This window comes from Rhizobium sp. Rhizsp42 (genome assembly GCF_047304155.1).
Lineage (GTDB): Bacteria > Pseudomonadota > Alphaproteobacteria > Rhizobiales > Rhizobiaceae > Rhizobium.
Genome location: NZ_JBGLYS010000019.1, coordinates 15,283 through 32,024, shown reverse-complemented (window position 1 = coordinate 32,024; position 16,742 = coordinate 15,283). Strand labels below are relative to the sequence as shown.

15 protein-coding genes are annotated in these 16,742 nt (G+C 63.9%); 9 read left to right on the top strand and 6 right to left on the bottom strand.

The features are described from left to right. Window positions 1-41 precede the first annotated feature (41 nt). From glcF to ACCD05_RS18385, 3 genes are all read right to left on the bottom strand, one after another. Window positions 42-1,355, bottom strand: a complete 1,314-nt coding sequence (gene glcF, locus ACCD05_RS18395) for a glycolate oxidase subunit GlcF (RefSeq protein WP_413394465.1) — start codon at window positions 1,353-1,355, stop codon at window positions 42-44. A gap of 258 nt (window positions 1,356-1,613) precedes the next feature. After that, window positions 1,614-2,813, bottom strand: coding sequence for an FAD-binding protein (locus tag ACCD05_RS18390; protein ID WP_413394463.1), 1,200 nt, complete (start codon window positions 2,811-2,813; stop codon window positions 1,614-1,616). After that, the gene (locus ACCD05_RS18385; protein WP_413394461.1) at window positions 2,810-4,249 is read right to left on the bottom strand and encodes an FAD-binding oxidoreductase; all 1,440 of its coding nucleotides are present in this window, start codon (window positions 4,247-4,249) and stop codon (window positions 2,810-2,812) included. Before ACCD05_RS18385 ends, ACCD05_RS18390 begins: the two co-directional genes overlap by 4 nt. A 134-nt stretch (window positions 4,250-4,383) precedes the next feature. On the opposite strand from ACCD05_RS18385, the gene ACCD05_RS18380 reads away from it, so the two are divergent. Further along, on the top strand, window positions 4,384-5,280 hold the full coding sequence (locus ACCD05_RS18380) for a LysR family transcriptional regulator (protein WP_413394459.1): 897 nt from the start codon (window positions 4,384-4,386) through the stop codon (window positions 5,278-5,280). A gap of 3 nt (window positions 5,281-5,283) precedes the next feature. On the opposite strand, the gene ACCD05_RS18375 is transcribed toward ACCD05_RS18380, so the two are convergent. Continuing rightward, window positions 5,284-6,135: a LysR family transcriptional regulator gene (locus tag ACCD05_RS18375; protein ID WP_413394457.1), complete on the bottom strand. Its 852-nt coding sequence runs from the start codon at window positions 6,133-6,135 to the stop codon at window positions 5,284-5,286. 101 nt (window positions 6,136-6,236) lie between these two features. Here ACCD05_RS18375 and ACCD05_RS18370 point away from each other — a divergent pair, with 101 nt between their 5' ends. Both ACCD05_RS18370 and ACCD05_RS18365 read left to right on the top strand, forming a co-directional pair. Beyond that, a complete protein-coding gene (locus ACCD05_RS18370) occupies window positions 6,237-7,235 on the top strand; it encodes a zinc-dependent alcohol dehydrogenase family protein (RefSeq protein ID WP_413394455.1) in 999 nt (332 codons plus the stop codon). Between the two features lie 92 nt (window positions 7,236-7,327). Further along, window positions 7,328-8,239: an agmatinase gene (locus ACCD05_RS18365; protein WP_413394453.1), complete on the top strand. Its 912-nt coding sequence runs from the start codon at window positions 7,328-7,330 to the stop codon at window positions 8,237-8,239. Between the two features lie 13 nt (window positions 8,240-8,252). Here ACCD05_RS18365 and ACCD05_RS18360 read toward each other — a convergent pair whose 3' ends face one another. Then, the gene (locus ACCD05_RS18360) at window positions 8,253-9,410 is read right to left on the bottom strand and encodes an adenosylhomocysteinase (RefSeq protein WP_413394451.1); all 1,158 of its coding nucleotides are present in this window, start codon (window positions 9,408-9,410) and stop codon (window positions 8,253-8,255) included. A 436-nt stretch (window positions 9,411-9,846) separates the two neighbouring features. Here ACCD05_RS18360 and ACCD05_RS18355 point away from each other — a divergent pair, with 436 nt between their 5' ends. The 5 genes from ACCD05_RS18355 (at window position 9,847) to ACCD05_RS18335 (ending at window position 15,172) form a co-directional block, all read left to right on the top strand. After that, the gene (locus ACCD05_RS18355) at window positions 9,847-10,359 is read left to right on the top strand and encodes an NUDIX hydrolase (RefSeq protein WP_112979930.1); all 513 of its coding nucleotides are present in this window, start codon (window positions 9,847-9,849) and stop codon (window positions 10,357-10,359) included. A gap of 64 nt (window positions 10,360-10,423) precedes the next feature. Beyond that, complete coding sequence (locus tag ACCD05_RS18350; RefSeq protein WP_209232757.1) at window positions 10,424-11,923, top strand: inorganic phosphate transporter; 1,500 nt, start codon at window positions 10,424-10,426, stop codon at window positions 11,921-11,923. Window positions 11,924-11,936: 13 nt separating this feature from the next. Continuing rightward, on the top strand, window positions 11,937-12,677 hold the full coding sequence (locus ACCD05_RS18345; protein ID WP_113199305.1) for a 16S rRNA (uracil(1498)-N(3))-methyltransferase: 741 nt from the start codon (window positions 11,937-11,939) through the stop codon (window positions 12,675-12,677). A gap of 146 nt (window positions 12,678-12,823) precedes the next feature. After that, window positions 12,824-14,197, top strand: a complete 1,374-nt coding sequence (locus tag ACCD05_RS18340) for a glutamate--cysteine ligase (protein WP_413394449.1) — start codon at window positions 12,824-12,826, stop codon at window positions 14,195-14,197. A gap of 99 nt (window positions 14,198-14,296) precedes the next feature. Beyond that, entirely contained in the window at window positions 14,297-15,172 is an 876-nt protein-coding gene (locus ACCD05_RS18335) for a DUF937 domain-containing protein (RefSeq protein WP_413394576.1), read from the top strand. Window positions 15,173-15,269: 97 nt separating this feature from the next. Here the strand turns inward: ACCD05_RS18335 and ACCD05_RS18330 are convergent, their stop codons facing one another. Further along, window positions 15,270-15,569, bottom strand: coding sequence for a DUF1127 domain-containing protein (locus ACCD05_RS18330; protein ID WP_413394447.1), 300 nt, complete (start codon window positions 15,567-15,569; stop codon window positions 15,270-15,272). Between the two features lie 203 nt (window positions 15,570-15,772). Here ACCD05_RS18330 and ACCD05_RS18325 point away from each other — a divergent pair, with 203 nt between their 5' ends. After that, window positions 15,773-16,729 carry a LysR substrate-binding domain-containing protein gene (locus ACCD05_RS18325; protein WP_018898533.1) on the top strand — a complete coding sequence of 319 codons (957 nt, stop codon included), beginning with the start codon at window positions 15,773-15,775 and terminating at the stop codon, window positions 16,727-16,729. Window positions 16,730-16,742 lie beyond the last annotated feature (13 nt).

Below are 16,742 nucleotides of genomic sequence, written 5' to 3'. Positions count from 1 at the left end.
GCCGCCGGACGATCCGGCCGCGTCAGGCTAGCCCGAAACCCTTAAATTTTTCTGGCCGCTAATTTGACGGGCATGTCGCCGCCATAGGCCCAATCGAGCAGTTCCACGGTGTGCAGGATGGGGATCGCTGTCGCCGACGCGATCTGGGTGATGCAGCCGATATTGCCTGTGGCGATGATATCGGGCTTCGTCGCCTCGATATTCTTCACCTTGCGGGCCTTCAGCGCGTCGGAAATATCCGGCTGCATGATGTTGTAGGTGCCGGCCGAGCCGCAGCAGAGGTGGCCTTCGGCCGGATCGCGCACGGTGAAGCCCGCAGCCTTCAAGAGCTGCTTCGGCGCCATGGTGATCTTCTGGCCGTGCTGCATCGAGCAGGCGGAGTGATAAGCGACCGTCAGCCCCCTCGGCATGTGCGAGGGAAGATCGAGCGTCGCCAGGTACTCGGTGATATCGCGGGCGAGCGCGGAGACGCGGGCGGCCTTTTCGGCGTAGATGGGATCGAGCCGCAGCATGTGGCCGTAGTCCTTGATCGTCGTGCCGCAGCCGGACGCGGTGATGATGATGGCATCTAGCCCGCCCTCTTCGATCTCGCGCGTCCAGACATCGACATTGGCGCGGGCGCTTGCCAGTGCCTGCTCCTCGCGGCCCATGTGATGGACCAGTGAGCCACAGCAGACCTCTCCCTTGGGCACCACCACCTCGACACCGAGACGGGTGAGGAGCCGGATGGTCGCCGCGTTGATGGCGGGGTCGAGCACCTGCTGGGCGCAGCCGGTGAGGATCGCCACGCGGCCTCGCTGCTCGCCCGCTTCGGCTCGGTGTGTTGTCGGCGCCGTTAGCGGCGAGAGTGCGGGCAGGCTGCGCGGGGCAAGCGCCAGCATGGCGGCGAAGGGTTTCAGGGCCTGATGGCGACGAAAGAGGGCTTCCAGCGGCCTGCCGATGCGGGCAAGGCGAAGCGCCAGGCGGAAACGACCGGGATAGGGCAGGACGGCGGCGAGAATGCCGCGCGTCAGCCGGTTCATGAAGGGGCGCTTGTAGGTCTTTTCGATATGGGCGCGGGCGTGGTCGACGAGGTGCATGTAATCTACGCCGGAAGGACAGGTCGTCACACAGGCAAGGCAGGAGAGACAGCGGTCGATATGGGTGACCACCTCCGTGTCGGCCGGGCGATCGTTTTCCAGCATGTCCTTGATGAGATAGATGCGGCCGCGCGGGCTGTCGAGCTCGTTGCCGAGCGTGACATATGTGGGACAGGTGGCGGTGCAGAAGCCGCAATGGACGCATTTGCGCAGGATCTGCTCGGAGGCCGCGACCTGGGGATCGGCAAGCTGGGCGGGGGTGAAGTTGGTTTGCATGTCAGGCTCGTCCGCCCTTCTCGCCGTCTTTCTGTCGGCGGGTGGGGTACCCCCCTCTGCCCTGCCGGGCTGCCGGGGCCGAGCCGCTTGTCTCGACCCGCGCTTCGCGCCCCCCACAGGTGGGGAGATTGGCTGGGCGTACCCGCTCGCTCCACCTTCGCTGTCTGGGCGAAAGGTTGCAACGAGTCGATCTCCCCCCCTGTGGGGGAGATGTCCGGCAGGACAGAGGGGGGTATGCAACACCGCACAGCATCCAATTCACCCCATCTTCCCCGGACTGAAAATCCCCGCCGGATCAAACTTCTCCTTCACCCGCGCCGACAGCAGCGCCACGGCATCGACCTGCGGCTCGAAGGCCGATGTCGCGGCGCGCATCGCATCAGGCGCGCGCACCAGCGTGGCGTGGCCGCCGCCGAGTGCCGCCATGAAACGGCGCAGCAGATCGGCTTCGGCGTCGGCTTCCATGCGCATCCAGACGAGGCCGCCCTGCCAGTCGTAAAAAGCGTCGACGCCGGTCTCCAACCTCAGCGCCGCGACCAGCTGGTGGCCGACCGAGGGGGCCACGGAGACGCGCCAGACGGGGCGCGGGCCGCCGTCGGCATAAGGTTTCACGTCGCGGATCTCGCGCCAGAGGGTGGCGCTGTCATCCTCACCGAGCCACGCGACGGGGCCGAAGGCGGACATCGCAGAAGCCAGATTCTCGGCTCTGGTCGCGACGGAGGCCGGCAGGCCCTCAATGCGCAGCACGGTCGCCTCGCCCTCGGGCAGACGGTTGCCGAGGAAGGTCCAGGCGACGGTCATGGGAAGATGGGCGGCGCCCGAGACCTCGACCGGAAGCGCCATCGCGGCGGCCATGGTGTTGGCGGCCTCGGCGTCGTTGAGGCCCGAGATCACGATCGTCGCTTCCGACTTCGGTCTTGGCGGCACGCGGAAGGTCACTTCGGTGATGAGGCCGAGCGTGCCGTGCGAGCCGGCCATCAGCTTGACGAGGTCGAGGCCGGTGACGTTCTTCATCACCCGCCCGCCGGCCTTGATCGCCTCGCCGCGCCCATTGACGAAGCGGACGCCGAGCAGGCTGTCGCGCGCGGCACCCGATATCAGGCGGCGCGGGCCGGAGACGTTGGCGGCGAAGACGCCGCCGATTGTTGGCTCGCCCGATGTGCCCATGAGGGGGCGGTGATCCATCGGCTCGAAGGCCATCGTCTGGCCGCTATCAGCCAACGCAGCCTCGATTTCGGCAAGCGGCGTGCCGGCGTGGGCGGTGAGCACCATCTCGCCGGGGTTGTAGGCGACGATCCCTGACAGCGCGGTCGAGCGCAGGCGGTGTTCGGCTGTGACAGCATTGCCGAAGCCGGAGCGGGTGTTGCCGCCCGCGACGCTCAGCGGCGTGCCGGCCTGCGCATGGGCGCGGATGATCTCGGCGGCTTCCTCCTCCGTATCTGGGCATAGATCGATCATGCGGGTTGGCGCCCTTCGAGCGGGAAGACCTTGGAGGGATTGAGCAGCCAGCCGGGATCGAAGGCGGCGCGGACGGCCATCTGCTGGGCGAGATCAGCATCGGAATATTGATGGCGCATCAGATCGCGCTTCTCGATGCCGACGCCATGTTCGCCGGTGAGGCAGCCACCGGCATCGACGCAGAGCTTCAGGATCTCCATGCCGGCCGCCTCGGCGCGGGCGGCGTCGTCTGGATCATTGGCGTTGAAGAGGATGAGCGGGTGCATGTTGCCGTCGCCGGCATGGAAGACATTGGCGACGCGCAGGCCGTGACGCTCGATGATCTCGGAGGTCTTCTTCAGCACGTAAGAGAGCTGGCTGAGCGGCACGGTGCCATCCATGCAGATATAATCGGCTATGCGGCCGGTGGCGCCGAAGGCGGATTTGCGGCCCTTCCAGATCAATGCTGCTTCCGTGGCCGACTGGCATTCGCGCACCGTGCTGACGCCATGGCGGCGGGCGATGTCGACGATATCCTTCAGCATGTCGTCCATCTCAGCTTCCGAGCCCTCGACCTCGACGATCAGCAAAGCGCCGACATGGAGGGGATAACCGGCCTTGGCGAAGGCCTCGCAGATCTCGATGGCGGGCTTGTCCATGAACTCGATGGCGACGGGGATGATGCCGGATGCAATGATATCAGCGACGCAGGAGCCCGCCTCCTCCGAGGTCGGGAAGCCGAAGAGGACCGGGCGCGCACCTTCCGGCTTGGCGATCAGGCGCACTGTCGCTTCCGTTACGATGCCGAGCTGGCCCTCGTGGCCGCAGACGAGGCCAAGGAGATCGTAGCCGCCGGCATCCAGCCCCTTGCCGCCGAGATCAATGATCGTGCCATCGACCAGCACCATTTTCACGCCGAGCAGGTTGTTGGTGGTGACGCCGTATTTCAAGCAGTGGGCGCCGCCGGAGTTCATGCCGATATTGCCGCCGATGGTGCAGGCGAGCTGCGAGCTCGGATCGGGCGCGTAGAAGAAGCCCTCAGCGGAGACGGCTTCGGAAATGTTGAGATTGGTGACGCCGGCCTCGACAACCGCGGCGCGATTGAAAAGGTCGATCTCGATGATGCGGTTCATCTTCGAGACGCAGACGACGACCGCATCCTCCTGCGGGATGGCGCCGCCCGAGAGCGAGGTTCCGGCGCCGCGCGGGACGACGGGGATGCCGTAGCGGTGGCAATATTTCATCACCGCCGCGACTTCGGCGGTGCTGCGCGGAAGTGCCACGGCAAGCGGCATGCGGCGGTAGGAGACGAAGGCGTCGGTCTCGAAGGGCATGAGTTCGCGCGGTTCGGAGACCAGGCATTCCGGCGGCAGGAGATCGGCGAGATCGGCAACGATCTGCCGGCGGCGCGCCATGACATCGGCGCGCGGGGCGAGAAACGAAATGGCGTCGGACATGCCTCTCCTCCCTTCGCCACATCAGGCGAAACCGGCTGTATCCTCCATACTGCCAAGGCTTCGGGCTTAACACTTTCCCCAATTCGGCGCAAATGCTAAGCACTTATGACAAAATAAGAAATTATCGGGGCGACATGACCAATCTGGGAGATCTCGAAATCTTCGCCAAGGTGGCGGCGACCGGCAGCATGTCGCTTGCCGGGCGGGCGCTCGGCTTTTCGCCGGCGGTGGTTTCCAAGCGCATCAAGCGGCTGGAGGACCGGCTGGGCACACGGCTATTGCAGCGCACGACCCGGCAAATCTCGCTCACCGAAGCGGGCCAGGGTTTTTACGACCGGGTGCTCGGCATTCTGGCGGGGCTGGAAGAGGCGGAGTTCTACATTTCCGGCCGCTCGGCGCAGATGCATGGGACGCTGAAGGTGTCGGCGCCGACCTCCTTCGGGCGCATGCACATCGCGCCGCATCTGAAACGCTTCATGGACGCCCATCCCGATCTTGCCATCAACCTCGTGCTGTCAGACGAGTTCAGCGACATCGTCGGCGGCGGGTTCGATCTGGCGATCCGCATCGCGGAGCTCACCGATTCCAGCCTCGTCGCCCGCCGCCTCGCCCCGGTGCGCCGGGTGCTCTGCGCCTCGCCGGATTATCTCAAAGCCAATGGCACGGCCGAGAGCATCGACGACCTCAAGAGGCACCGCTGCCTGCCGGCGCACAATAACGATGTCTGGCGGCTTGAGGGGCCCGAGGGCGCGCTGTCGATCCGGCCGGAGGGGATGCTTGTCACCAACTCCAGCGAGGTGATCCGCGAGGCCGTGATTGCCGGCCTCGGCATCGCGCTGCGCTCGACCTGGGATATTGGCGCGGAGCTCAAATCCGGCCAGCTGGTGCAGGTGCTGCCGGCCTATGAGGGATCGCGCAACGTGACGCTGTCGGCAGTCTACCCAAGCCGCCAGTTCCTGCCGGCCAAGGTGCGGCTGTTCATCGATTATCTCGCAGAGCTTTATGGGCCGGTGCCCTATTGGGAGCGATGACGGTCAGTTGGCCAGCCGCTCGATGACGTAATCGAGCAGAGCGCGCAGCCGCGCCATGCGCTTCATGTCGCGGTGATAGCCGACCCAGGTATCGCGCCCCGGCGGCGGCTCGCCGAGATCGACTCGCTCGATCGCGGCCATGCTGTCGCCAAGCGGACGCGGCAGCACCGCGAGGCCGGCGCCGTTGGCGCAGAGCGTTGCCTGCACATCGCGGTTGTTGCTGCGAAGCGCGATCGACGCCTTCGGCAGCAGGCGCTGGAGCCACAACACATCGGGCATGCCGCCGAAGGCTTCATCCATGGTGACCAGGCGTACGCCCTCCCCGCTTCCCGCGACCGGATGCGGCAGGCCGCGCCTGATATAGAGACCGTATTCGATACGCAGCAGCCGGCGGGAGATCACTTCCGGCTCCGTGAACGGCGCGATGCGGAAGACGAGGTCGGCCTCGCGCCGGGAGAGGCTGAGCAGGCGGCTGTCTGTCAGAAGTTCGACGACGACCCTGGGATAGGTCAGCGAAAACTCGGCGATGACGGGCGCCAGCAGATGGGTGCCGAACCAATCGGATGAGGAGAGGCGCAGGAAGCCGGTGAGGTCGCTGGCGGTGCCGGCCAGTTCGCGCTGCAGGGCGAGCGCCTCCTCCTCGATCCGCTCGGCATGGGCGAAGACCGCCACGCCTTCGTCGGTCAGCACGAAACCATCGGCCGTGCGCTGGAAAAGCGTCTGGCCGAGCGCTGCCTCAAGGGCGCGCAGACGCCGGCCCATGGTCGGCTGCGTCAGCCCGAGGCTGCGCGCCGCCGCACCCAAGGTGCCGAGCCTGGCAATGGCCAGGAACAGCCTGAGATCGCTCCACTCCATGCTCGCTCAAACATTTCTGCATGATCTTCATACGTTATCTATGATTTCCATTCGATCTTCAACGGCGCATCCTCTTTTCACAAACATGAAAGGAGTGTTCCATGTCTTCGAAATCCACGATGAAAGCGCTTCTGGTCGACGCACCGCAGGGCGCGTTTCGCCAGACGGAGATCGCCCGGCCCGAGGCCGCAAAAGGCCAAGTCCTGGTGCGCATCCAGGCCAGCGGCGTCAATCCGCTCGACACCAAGATCCGCGCCGGCAACGCCGCCCATGCCCGCCATCCCCTCCCCGCCATCCTCGGCATCGACATGGCTGGTATCGTCGAGGCGGTAGGCTCTGATGTGACCGGTTTCCGGCGCGGCGACGCGGTCTACGGCATGACCGGCGGTGTCGGCGGCATTCAGGGATCGCTGGCTGAGTTCGCGGCAGTCGACGTCGATCTTATCGCACTCAAGCCGAGCAATCTGTCGATGCGGGAAACCGCAGCCCTGCCGCTCGCTGCGATTACCGCATGGGAAGGGCTTGTGGACCGGGCGAAGGTTGCAAGCGGCCAGCGTGTCCTCGTCATCGGCGGCGCCGGCGGGGTCGGGCATATCGCGGTGCAGATCGCTAGGGCTGTCGGCGCCGAGGTCTACGCAATCGATGGCGCTGCGAAGGCCGACTATCTCCGCAGCCTCGGCGCGACCGCGATCGACCGCGCCGTCGGAACCATCGAGGATCACGTCGCGACCTATACCGGCGGACGCGGCTTCGATGTCGTCTACGATACGGCCGGCGGCGCCGGGCTTGATATGGCGTTCAAGGCCGTCAGCCGGTTCGGCCATGTGGTGAGCGCGCTCGGGTGGGGCACGCATGCGCTGGCGCCGCTTTCGTTCAAGGCGGCGAGCTATTCCGGTGTGTTCACGCTGCTGCCCTTGCTGACAGGCGAAGGCCGCGCGCATCACGGCGAGATCCTGCGCGGGGTGACGCGACTGGCCGAAGCGGGCAAGCTGTTGCCCCGCATGGACAGCCGGCGGTTTTCGCTTGCCGATGTCGCCGAGGCGCACAGGTTGATCGAAAGCCGCGAGGCTGAGGGCAAGCTGGTGGTCGAGATCGATTGAGGCTCGGCTATGGCGCTCAACATTCTCATGGACGTTGAGCGCCACCGGTGTTTGAGTGCATGCGCCCACCGAACAATAATCCGGATCCCGCAATGACCGCTTCGCCTGCCTTTCTCGGTCTCAACTCTCATATGCCCGACGGCGCCACGCCTCGCATGGTGATCTTCGGCGCCGCTCACGGCAGCACCTATCGTGACAAGGACAGCAGCGGCTACGCGACTGCGGCGAATGCCATCCGCGCCGCGAGCCAGGAAGACGCACCACTTGTCGAGCATTGGGATTTTGATCTCGGCGGACCGCTTTTTGACGGCAAACCGGCATGCTGCTTCGATGCCGGTGATTTGCCGACCGAGATGCATGACAACGCGCGGAATCGGGCGCTGATCGAGGCAAAGACACGGGAAATACTGGCGATGTCAGCCGTGCCGATCCTGCTCGGCGGCGACGATTCCGTCCCTATTCCGTTCCTCGCCGGCTTTTCGGATCACGGGCCGATCTGGATTGTCCAGATCGATGCACATATCGACTGGCGCGATGAGCTCCATGGCGAGCGTCACGGCTATTCCAACCCGATGCGCCGGGCGAGCGAGATGGGACATATCGCCGGGATGGTGCAGGTGGGCATGCGCGGCGTCGGAAGCGCTCGCCGCACGGAAATCGAGGCGGCTGAGGCCTATGGCAGCCGCTTCGTCACCGCTCGCGAGGTTCACGCGCACGGCGTCGACGCCGCCCTCCGGCATGTTCCCGAAGGCGCGCGGGTCGTATTCACATTGGACTGCGATGGCCTCGACCCCAGCCTCATGCCCGGCGTGGCTGCCCGATCGCCCGGTGGCCTTACCTACACACAGGTCATCGATCTGATTGCCGGCGTCGGCAGACGAGGCCGGATCGTCGGCTTCGACCTCGTCGAACTCTATCCGCCTGCCGATATCGACGGTATTTCCGCGCTGACGTCAGCGCGGCTGGTTACCAACGTCATCGGGACGATCGCGCGCCAGCCCTGACGAGCTTTCGCGGCTACCGCGCCAGATCGAGATAGGCGCTCGCCACCATCGCGTCGATATCCGCAGGCACCGGCACGATGCAGGCTTCGGGGCCGACGCCGCCTTTGGCCACGCGTTCTAGGCAGCGGACCTGCAGGGTGAAGCCGAGGTCCATGGATTCCACGGAATTACCGAGCGGGCGCGGGCCGGCGAGGTTCGCCATATGGCCTCCGCCCAGGATGTGTATGGCACGGCCGTCCTTCAGATGCAGGGTCTCGATGCCATCGGCCTCATAGCGGTCGGTCGCGACGACGTCCTCGTGGGCGCGGAAGGCGGCGACGTCGATCTCGTTGGGGAAGTGGCCGCCGTTCATCAGGATCGCGCCGTTCTTGATCAGCGGCAGGTCCTTCAAGGTGATGATATCGGGATGGCCGGTGACGGTGACGAGCACGTCGGCGGAGCGGATGGCGTCATCGCGCAGCGGTGTGACGAAGCCATCCAGATGCGCTTCAAGCGTGGTGACAGGATCGATATCGACGACGCTGACCTGCGAGAAGGCGTTGCGGAAGCAGGCGGCCGTGCCCTTGCCGCAGGCGCCATAGCCGAACACGGTGACGCGCTTGCCGTTGGTGGAGCGATTGGTGAAGCGCATGTAGCTCTCGAACAGGCTCTGGCCGACGGCATGCTTGTTTTCGGCGAACTGCTTGATCGGGCTGTCGTTGATGACGAGGATCGGCATGTTCAGCCTGTTGCGCAGCGGCAGCAGGCGAGTGCGCCCGGAGGTGGTCTCTTCGGTGCCACCCAGGAGATTGGCGTAGGGGCTTTCCGCTGCGATGGCGAAGAGATCACCGCCATTGTCGAGCAGCAGATCGGGCTTTTCGGCCACCACGGCAACAAGGCTCTGGTGATGCGCGGCGGGATCGGTGGTCTGGGTGGCGAAGACGGTGATGCCCTGGCTGCGCAGATAGTCGACCGTTGCGGGCTGGGTGCTGTTCAAATTGCCGGTGCAGACCAGACGCGCGCCGCCAGCGTTGAGCGTCATCAGAAGTGCCACCGTTTTCGGTTCGAGATGGATACCGGTGCCGATGGTCAGGCCTTCGAAGGGGCGGGTCTTGCGGAACTCCGCCGCCGTTGCCTGCAGCAGCCGGCAGCTGCCTCCGATCCAATCGATGCGCGTTGCTTCCGATACCATGAACCATCCTCCTGTTTTCGACGCATTGATAAGCCGAATGGCGGGTGGCGACCAAGGATATTTTTTCGCAGAGAGTGGCGACTCATTGCGCCGGGTCACCTGTCTCAGCAGGCTCTGAGGGGCCGAATTGCCCCATAAGGATGTTAGCCGGGCAATCTTTTCTGTGGAGAACCGACGCAGAATTGCCAATGTTTGGGGCTATCGGCATGCGGCATCACGTCCCGATTGATTATGACGAAAGTCGATATCATATTGAATGGCACTCGACGTGACGGAAATAGAGCATTCGATGGCGGTTTTTTGAAACCGAAACCAAAACGAAAGGCTCTATTGATAGATATAAAGCCTGAACCGAAAGCAAAACACACACATGGATCGCGCAAGCTTTCCATGAGACACTAATATACGCACACAACCGATAAAGGTGACCCGACCGTTGAGCCTACTTGCCCGCCTCGCCTCCGATGTCCAGCTGATGTTCCGGCGCCCTCCGCGCCAGCAATATGCTGCGCTCTGCTACCGGACGAAGGGCAAGACCGGCGCGCTCGAGGTGCTGCTTCTGACCAGCCGCGATACCGGCCGCTGGGTGATCCCCAAGGGATGGCCGATGGACGGCAAGACCTCCTACGAGGTTGCCGCCCGCGAGGCTTACGAGGAAGCCGGTGTGCGGGGGACGGTCGAGAGCCAGACGATCGGCTGCTACCACTATCCCAAGGTGCTGAAGAACGGGCTGAAGGTGACCTGCAAGGTTCAGGTTTACGTGCTCGAGGTCTCGACGATCGCCAAGAGCTTCAAGGAAAAAGGCGAGCGGCGTTACGAGTGGGTCTCCTGTGAAGAGGCCGCTAAGCGCGTCAACGAGCCGGAACTGCGCGATCTCTTCCTGCTCTTCAAACGCCGCATGACGGAGCAACTCGAGCCGCTGGCGCTGCAACAGATTCCGGCTGAATGATTCCTGCCATCTTGCGCTGCTAGAATTCGCGGCGCAAAAGCGGGCCTCAATCACAAGGAACAGCATGCCCGAACGCCCCACCGTCCTCACCAAACGAACGCTCGACAAGGATCTCGACAAGCTCACGCAGGTCGAGGACGCGTCGAAATACGTCTCGCGCAAGCTGGTGGCGCCTGGGATCGGCCTCGTCTTCCTCGGCCTCGCCATGCTGTTTGCGGCGATCTACGTCTTCGATCGCCCCGGCGCCGGTCTGGTGATCGCAGCCGCGGCCCTTGCTGCCTACATGGCCATGAACATCGGCGCGAACGACGTGACCAACAACGTCGGCGCTGCCGTCGGCGCGCGGGCCATGACCATGGGGCAGGCACTCGTCATCGCCGCTATCTTCGAGATCCTCGGCGCGACGATATCGGGTGGCGCGGTGGTGAAGACGATCTCGTCGAGCATCCTCGATCCCTCGCAGATCCCGCCCGCCACGCTCTCCTGGATCATGATGGCAGCGCTGATGGCGGCCGCACTCTGGATCAACCTCGCGACATGGCTGCACGCGCCCGTTTCGACCACGCACTCCATCGTCGGCGCGGTGATCGGCGCGGGCGTTGGCGCGCTCGGGCCTGGGCCGGTCAACTGGCGGGTTCTGGCCGAGATCACCTCCAGCTGGATGACCTCGCCGCTGATCGGCGGTGTGATTGCCGCCGGCATGCTCTATCTTGTCAAGACGCTGATCATCTACCGCGAGGACAAGATTACCTCGGCCAAGCGCTGGGTGCCCGTCCTCATCGCGCTCATGGTGGGCGGCTTCACCGCCTACATGATCCTGCAGCTTGAAAGCATGAACGCGTTCTCGGCGTCGACGATCATCCTGCTCGGCATCGCGGCGGGCGTGGTCGGCTGGCTGGTGGCGCGGCCGCTGGTCAATAGGCGGGCGCAGGGGCTGGAGAACCGCAACAGCTCGCTGCGGGTGCTGTTCCAGATGCCGCTGATCGGCGCGGCCGCACTTCTCTCCTTCGCACACGGCGCCAACGACGTGTCCAATGCCGTCGGCCCGCTTTCGGCGATCGTTCGCGTTTCCTTCGACCAGCCGCTTGTCCGCGGGCTGGCACCGCCGCTCTGGGTGATGCTGATCGGGGCGCTCGGCATTTCGGTCGGTCTGCTGCTCTTCGGGCCGCGCCTGATCCGCCTCGTCGGTGAGCAGATCACCAAGCTCAATCCGATGCGCGCCTATTGCGTGGCGATGGCGACCGCCTTCACCGTCATCGTCGCCTCCTGGCTCGGCCTGCCGGTCAGTACCACGCATATCGCCGTCGGTGCGGTGTTCGGCGTCGGCTTCTTTCGTGAATGGTACACCCGCAACTCCAAGCGCCGGATCGAATACATGCGCCGAAAGGCCGAGGTCTGGATGCTCGAGGAGCCTGACGATCCCAACACCCACGAAGTGCGCCGGCGCCGGCTGGTGCGGCGTTCGCACTTCATGACGATCATCGCCGCCTGGGTCATCACCGTGCCGGCATCCGCCGTGCTTGCGGCCGCGCTCTATTGGGCTATGGTCGCGCTCTTCGTTTAGCCAGGACATTTCGATGCGCGCCAATTTCAGAATGCAACGGCTGTTTGTCGCAGCACCCCTCTCCAAAGGCGTGGCGGCGGAGGCGACGCCGGACCAGTATAACTACCTCGCCAATGTGCTGAGGATGGGCGACGGCGCCGAGATTCTTGTCTTCAATGGCCGTGACGGCGAATGGAAGGCGAAGCTTTCGCTGCCGACCCGCAAGCGCATCATGATCGTGCCTGAGGAGCAGACGCGGCCGCAGCCGGAACCTTCCGACCTGCACTATCTCTTCGCGCCGTTGAAGGTCGGGCGGCTGGATTATCTGGTGCAGAAGGCGGTCGAGATGGGCGCCGGCGTGCTGCAGCCTGTGATGACGCAGCATGTGCAGGGCAAGATCAACAATCTCGACAAGCTCCGCGCAAACGTCATCGAGGCAGCCGAGCAATGCGGCATTCTCGGCATCCCTGACGTGGCAGAGCCGGTGCGGCTCTTCGACATGCTCGACGGATGGCCGAGTGACCGGCGGATCATCTATTGCGACGAGGGCGACGCCGGGCAGAACCCTCTGCCGATCCTCTCCGCGGTAAAGGAGCGCAAGCTGGCGCTGCTCGTCGGGCCCGAGGGCGGCTTTTCCGAGGACGAGCGCGCGCGGCTCAGAAGCCTCGATTTCGTGACCGCCATCCCGCTCGGACCGAGAATATTGCGCGCCGATACCGCAGCCGTTGCCGCCATGGCAGTGATACAGGCGGCACTCGGCGACTGGAACCAATAGCCGCGTGGGCGACGGGCCACAGTTGCTGGTATTTTTTTGATGGCTGGTTGAAACAATTTCACTTGCAACATACGTGCCAGCGGTCCTAATCACCCTTCCTACTGTCCGGATACTTTCCGGGCGTTTCCCGAATACAGGTTACTTGAATGGCTCGCGATACCACCGACCAGACCCCGCTCTCTTCGGTTCAGGAGCTGACCGATTATCTTGCGGCGGGAAACAAGCCGGAAGAGAAGTTCCGCATCGGCACCGAACATGAGAAGTTCGCCTTCTTCCGCGCCGATAACAGCCCGGTTCCCTATTTCGGCGAGAACAGCATTTCCGGCCTGTTGAAGGGTCTGGAAGCGAAGAGCGGCTGGGAGCCGATCCTCGACGGCGAGAACATCATCGGCCTTGCCGAGCCATCGGGCATGGGCGCGATTTCGATCGAGCCGGGCGGGCAGTTCGAGCTCTCGGGCGCGCCGCTCGAAAATATCCACCAGACATGCAAGGAATCCAACGCGCATCTGGCAGTTCTGCGCGAGATCGCCGAGCCGATGGGCATCCGCTTCCTGGGCATCGGCGGCAGCCCGAAGTGGACGCTGGCCGAGACCCCCGTCATGCCGAAGTCGCGCTACGGCATCATGAGCCGCTACATGCCGAAGGTCGGCACGCAGGGTCTCGACATGATGTACCGGACCTGCACGATCCAGGTGAACCTCGACTTCTCATCCGAGGCCGACATGCGCAAGAAGATGCGCGTGTCGATGAAGCTGCAGTCGCTGGCAACGGCGCTGTTCGCCTCCTCCCCCTTTACCGAAGGCAAGCTCAACGGCCTGCAATCCTGGCGCGGCGATATCTGGCGCGACACCGACAACAACCGCTCGGGCCTGCTCGACTTCACCTTCCGCGACGATTTCGGCTTCAATGACTATGTGGAATGGGCGCTCGACGTGCCGATGTATTTCATCGTCCGCGACGGCCGCTACAAGGACTGTACCCACATCACCTTCCGCCAGTTCATGAACGGCGCGCTGAAGGGCGAGGTTGCCGCCTGGGAGCCGACGATGGGCGACTGGACCAACCATCTCTCGACGCTCTTCCCCGACGTGCGCCTGAAGCGTTTCCTCGAAATGCGCGGCGCCGATGGCGGCCCGTGGCGCCGCATCTGCGCGCTGCCGGCCTTCTGGGTTGGCCTTCTCTACGACGCAACGGCACTCGAGGCCGCCGACCAGTTGACCAAGGACTGGGGCTTCGACGAGGTGAACGCACTGCGCAATGCGGTGCCGGCCGAGGGGCTGAAGGCCGCATTCCGTGGCCACACGCTTTACGATACGGCGCGCGAGGTTCTTGCCATTTCCAAGGCGGGCCTCAAGGCGCGCGGCAAGCTCAACAGCGAAGGCCAGGACGAGACGATCTTCCTGTCGCCGCTCGATGAGGTGATGGCCAAGAAGGCGACGCTGGCGGAAGACCTTCTCGCGCTCTACAACGGCCGCTGGAACGGCTCCGTGGAGCCCGCGTTCGAAGAGTACCAATACTAAGGGCAACCACTAAGCCCTTCTGCAAAAAGCGGTTTGCGCATTCCTTTTTCCGGCTATAGTGACGCGATCATGCGTCGCGAACCGGGAAAGGGCTTTTCCATGCTGCCACTCTTCGACATGATGATGCAGGCGCAGAACGGCGCGGCGATGGACGCGATCTCCAAGCAGTTCAACCTGGCGCAGGAACAGGCGACGCAGGCGATGGCCGCGCTGATGCCGGCTTTCTCGGCCGGGCTGAAGCGCAGCAGCAGCAACCCCTACGATTTCATGGGCCTGATGCAGGCGGTGTCGTCAGGCAACTATGCCAAGTATTTCGAGGACATGAGCAAGGCATTCACGCCGCAGGGAATCTCCGACGGCAACGACATCCTGGCGCAGCTCTTCGGTTCCAAGGAGGTGTCGCGGGCGGTGGCGGCGCAGGCCGCGCAGATGACCGGGATCGGCCAGGAAATCTACAAGCAGATGCTGCCGATCATGGCCGGCACGCTGATGGGCGGGCTGTTCAAGCAATCGATGGGGCAGATGAATGCGCCGGTGAACCCTTTCGTCAACACGGCGATGGGCGAGAGCATCCAGCAGTGGCTGCAGGCCACCGGCTTCGCGCCGAAGCAGGCGCCGACGCCGCAACCGAGCATCTTCGACAATCCATTCACGCAGGCGATGCAGCTGATGTTCAGCGCGCCGAAGCCGGAGCCTCAAAAGGCGGCACCGGCCAATCCGTTCCTCGACAATCCCTTTACCAAGGCATTCCAGGACATGATGGGTAGCTTCGCCCAGCCAGCAACGCAGAAGCCGGCGGAAGCGCCGAAAGCCAGCGAAAAGGCGGAGAAGGCGCCCGAGGCCTCGAGCTACATGGACATGCTGAACACCATGTTCGACAGCGGGCTTGAGGTGCAGAAGGGCTATCAGAAGAGCATGGAAGCGATCTTCGAGAGCTATATGCCGAAGACGCCGCCCTCCTCTCCGAAACCCTGACAGCAGGCATAAAAAAACCCGGAGACGACTGGGAGGTCGGCACCGGGCAAGAGGCAGGGTTATTGGCTATCACCCTGCGGGGAAAACTGGTTTCGGCTCAATCCTGATTAAGCCGGTGAAGCGCTTTACGACCGCGATTGCGCGCGGACCGCGTCAGCTGATCCGACGGATCCTCGAAGAAGGTGGACGCCAGGAAAGCCGCGTCGAGATCGGCCCGCGAAAGGCCGATATCCCTCAGCTGGTTGTCGTCGAGCTCGTGCAGCGCGTTGATCTCCATACGATTGCGGAACACGCGCAGTACGGATGCCAGCGTTGCGAAACCGGCGACGAGACGCTGCGAAAAGGTCTTGGTCGCGGGGTTGCAGTCGAGTTCTAATATCCGGTCTGTCGTGCGCATGGGATGATCCTTTCATGGGCGCGCAACAACCCGCCCTTTCCGCGCGATCGGGCACGGAGAGGCAAGTTGGTTTTCGAGCGGAAAGGCCGATTTGCCTGTCCATCACTTTGATTGATTTGCAGCCACAAGATGCCAAAGGGCTATTGATCAGTCCAACGAATGTTTCTAATGATTATCATCAGAGATGTTTATAGGTGAGAACCATGGCCGCGCCTCTTGATATTGACCAGCTGCAGACCTTCATCGCCATCATCGATTCCGGCAGCTTCACCAAGGCCGCCGACCGGGTCTACAAGACGCAATCCGCCGTTTCGATGCAGATGCGCCGCCTCGAGGAACGCATCGGCAAGCAGCTGTTCATCAAGGACGGCCGCGGCAACCGGCTGACCGTCGAGGGCGAGAAGTTGCTGAACTATGCCCGCCGCATCATCCGCCTCAACAATGAGGCTATCGCCGCCTTCGACGACAACCGGCTCGAGGGCACGCTCAGGATCGGCACGCCCGACGACTATGCCGAACGCTACATGCCGGAGATCATCGGCCGCTTCGCCAAGACGCATCCGAATGTCGAGCTCTATATTGTCTGCGAGCCATCGGTGGATCTCGCCGAGCGCATGCACAGGGGCGAACTCGACATTGCGCTGGTGACACATAATCCGCGCGTGCGCATGTCGGACGTGGTCCGGACCGAACCGCTCTGCTGGGTCGGCTCGGCCAACCATCCGATCCGCGACGATGCGCCGGTGCCGCTTGCCGTCGGCCGCCGCGACTGCCCGTGGAGACAGACCGCCATAGCCGCGCTCGACGCGGGCGGGCGCGAACATCAGATCCTGTTCACCAGCTGGTCGTGCACCGTCATCGCGGCGGCGGTTCTCTCCGGGCTTGCCGTTTCGACCATGCCTGAATCGGCGCTACGCACGGGCATGAAGGTGCTGACGCAGGCGGATGGCTTCCCAGCGCTCCCCCCGGTGCAGATCGGCATCATGAAGCGGCCGGGCGTCTCGATCTCGCTGATGAACGCGATCACCGCGCACATCACCGCCTGCCTCGACAACATCACGCCTGCCGTGGTGGAGGACAATCTCGATGCCGAGGTGAAGGGCACTTACGTGCGCGCGCAGCCGCGCCTGAAGGTCGCGAACACCGTGACCAGCTGGTAATTGGCACCAGCTG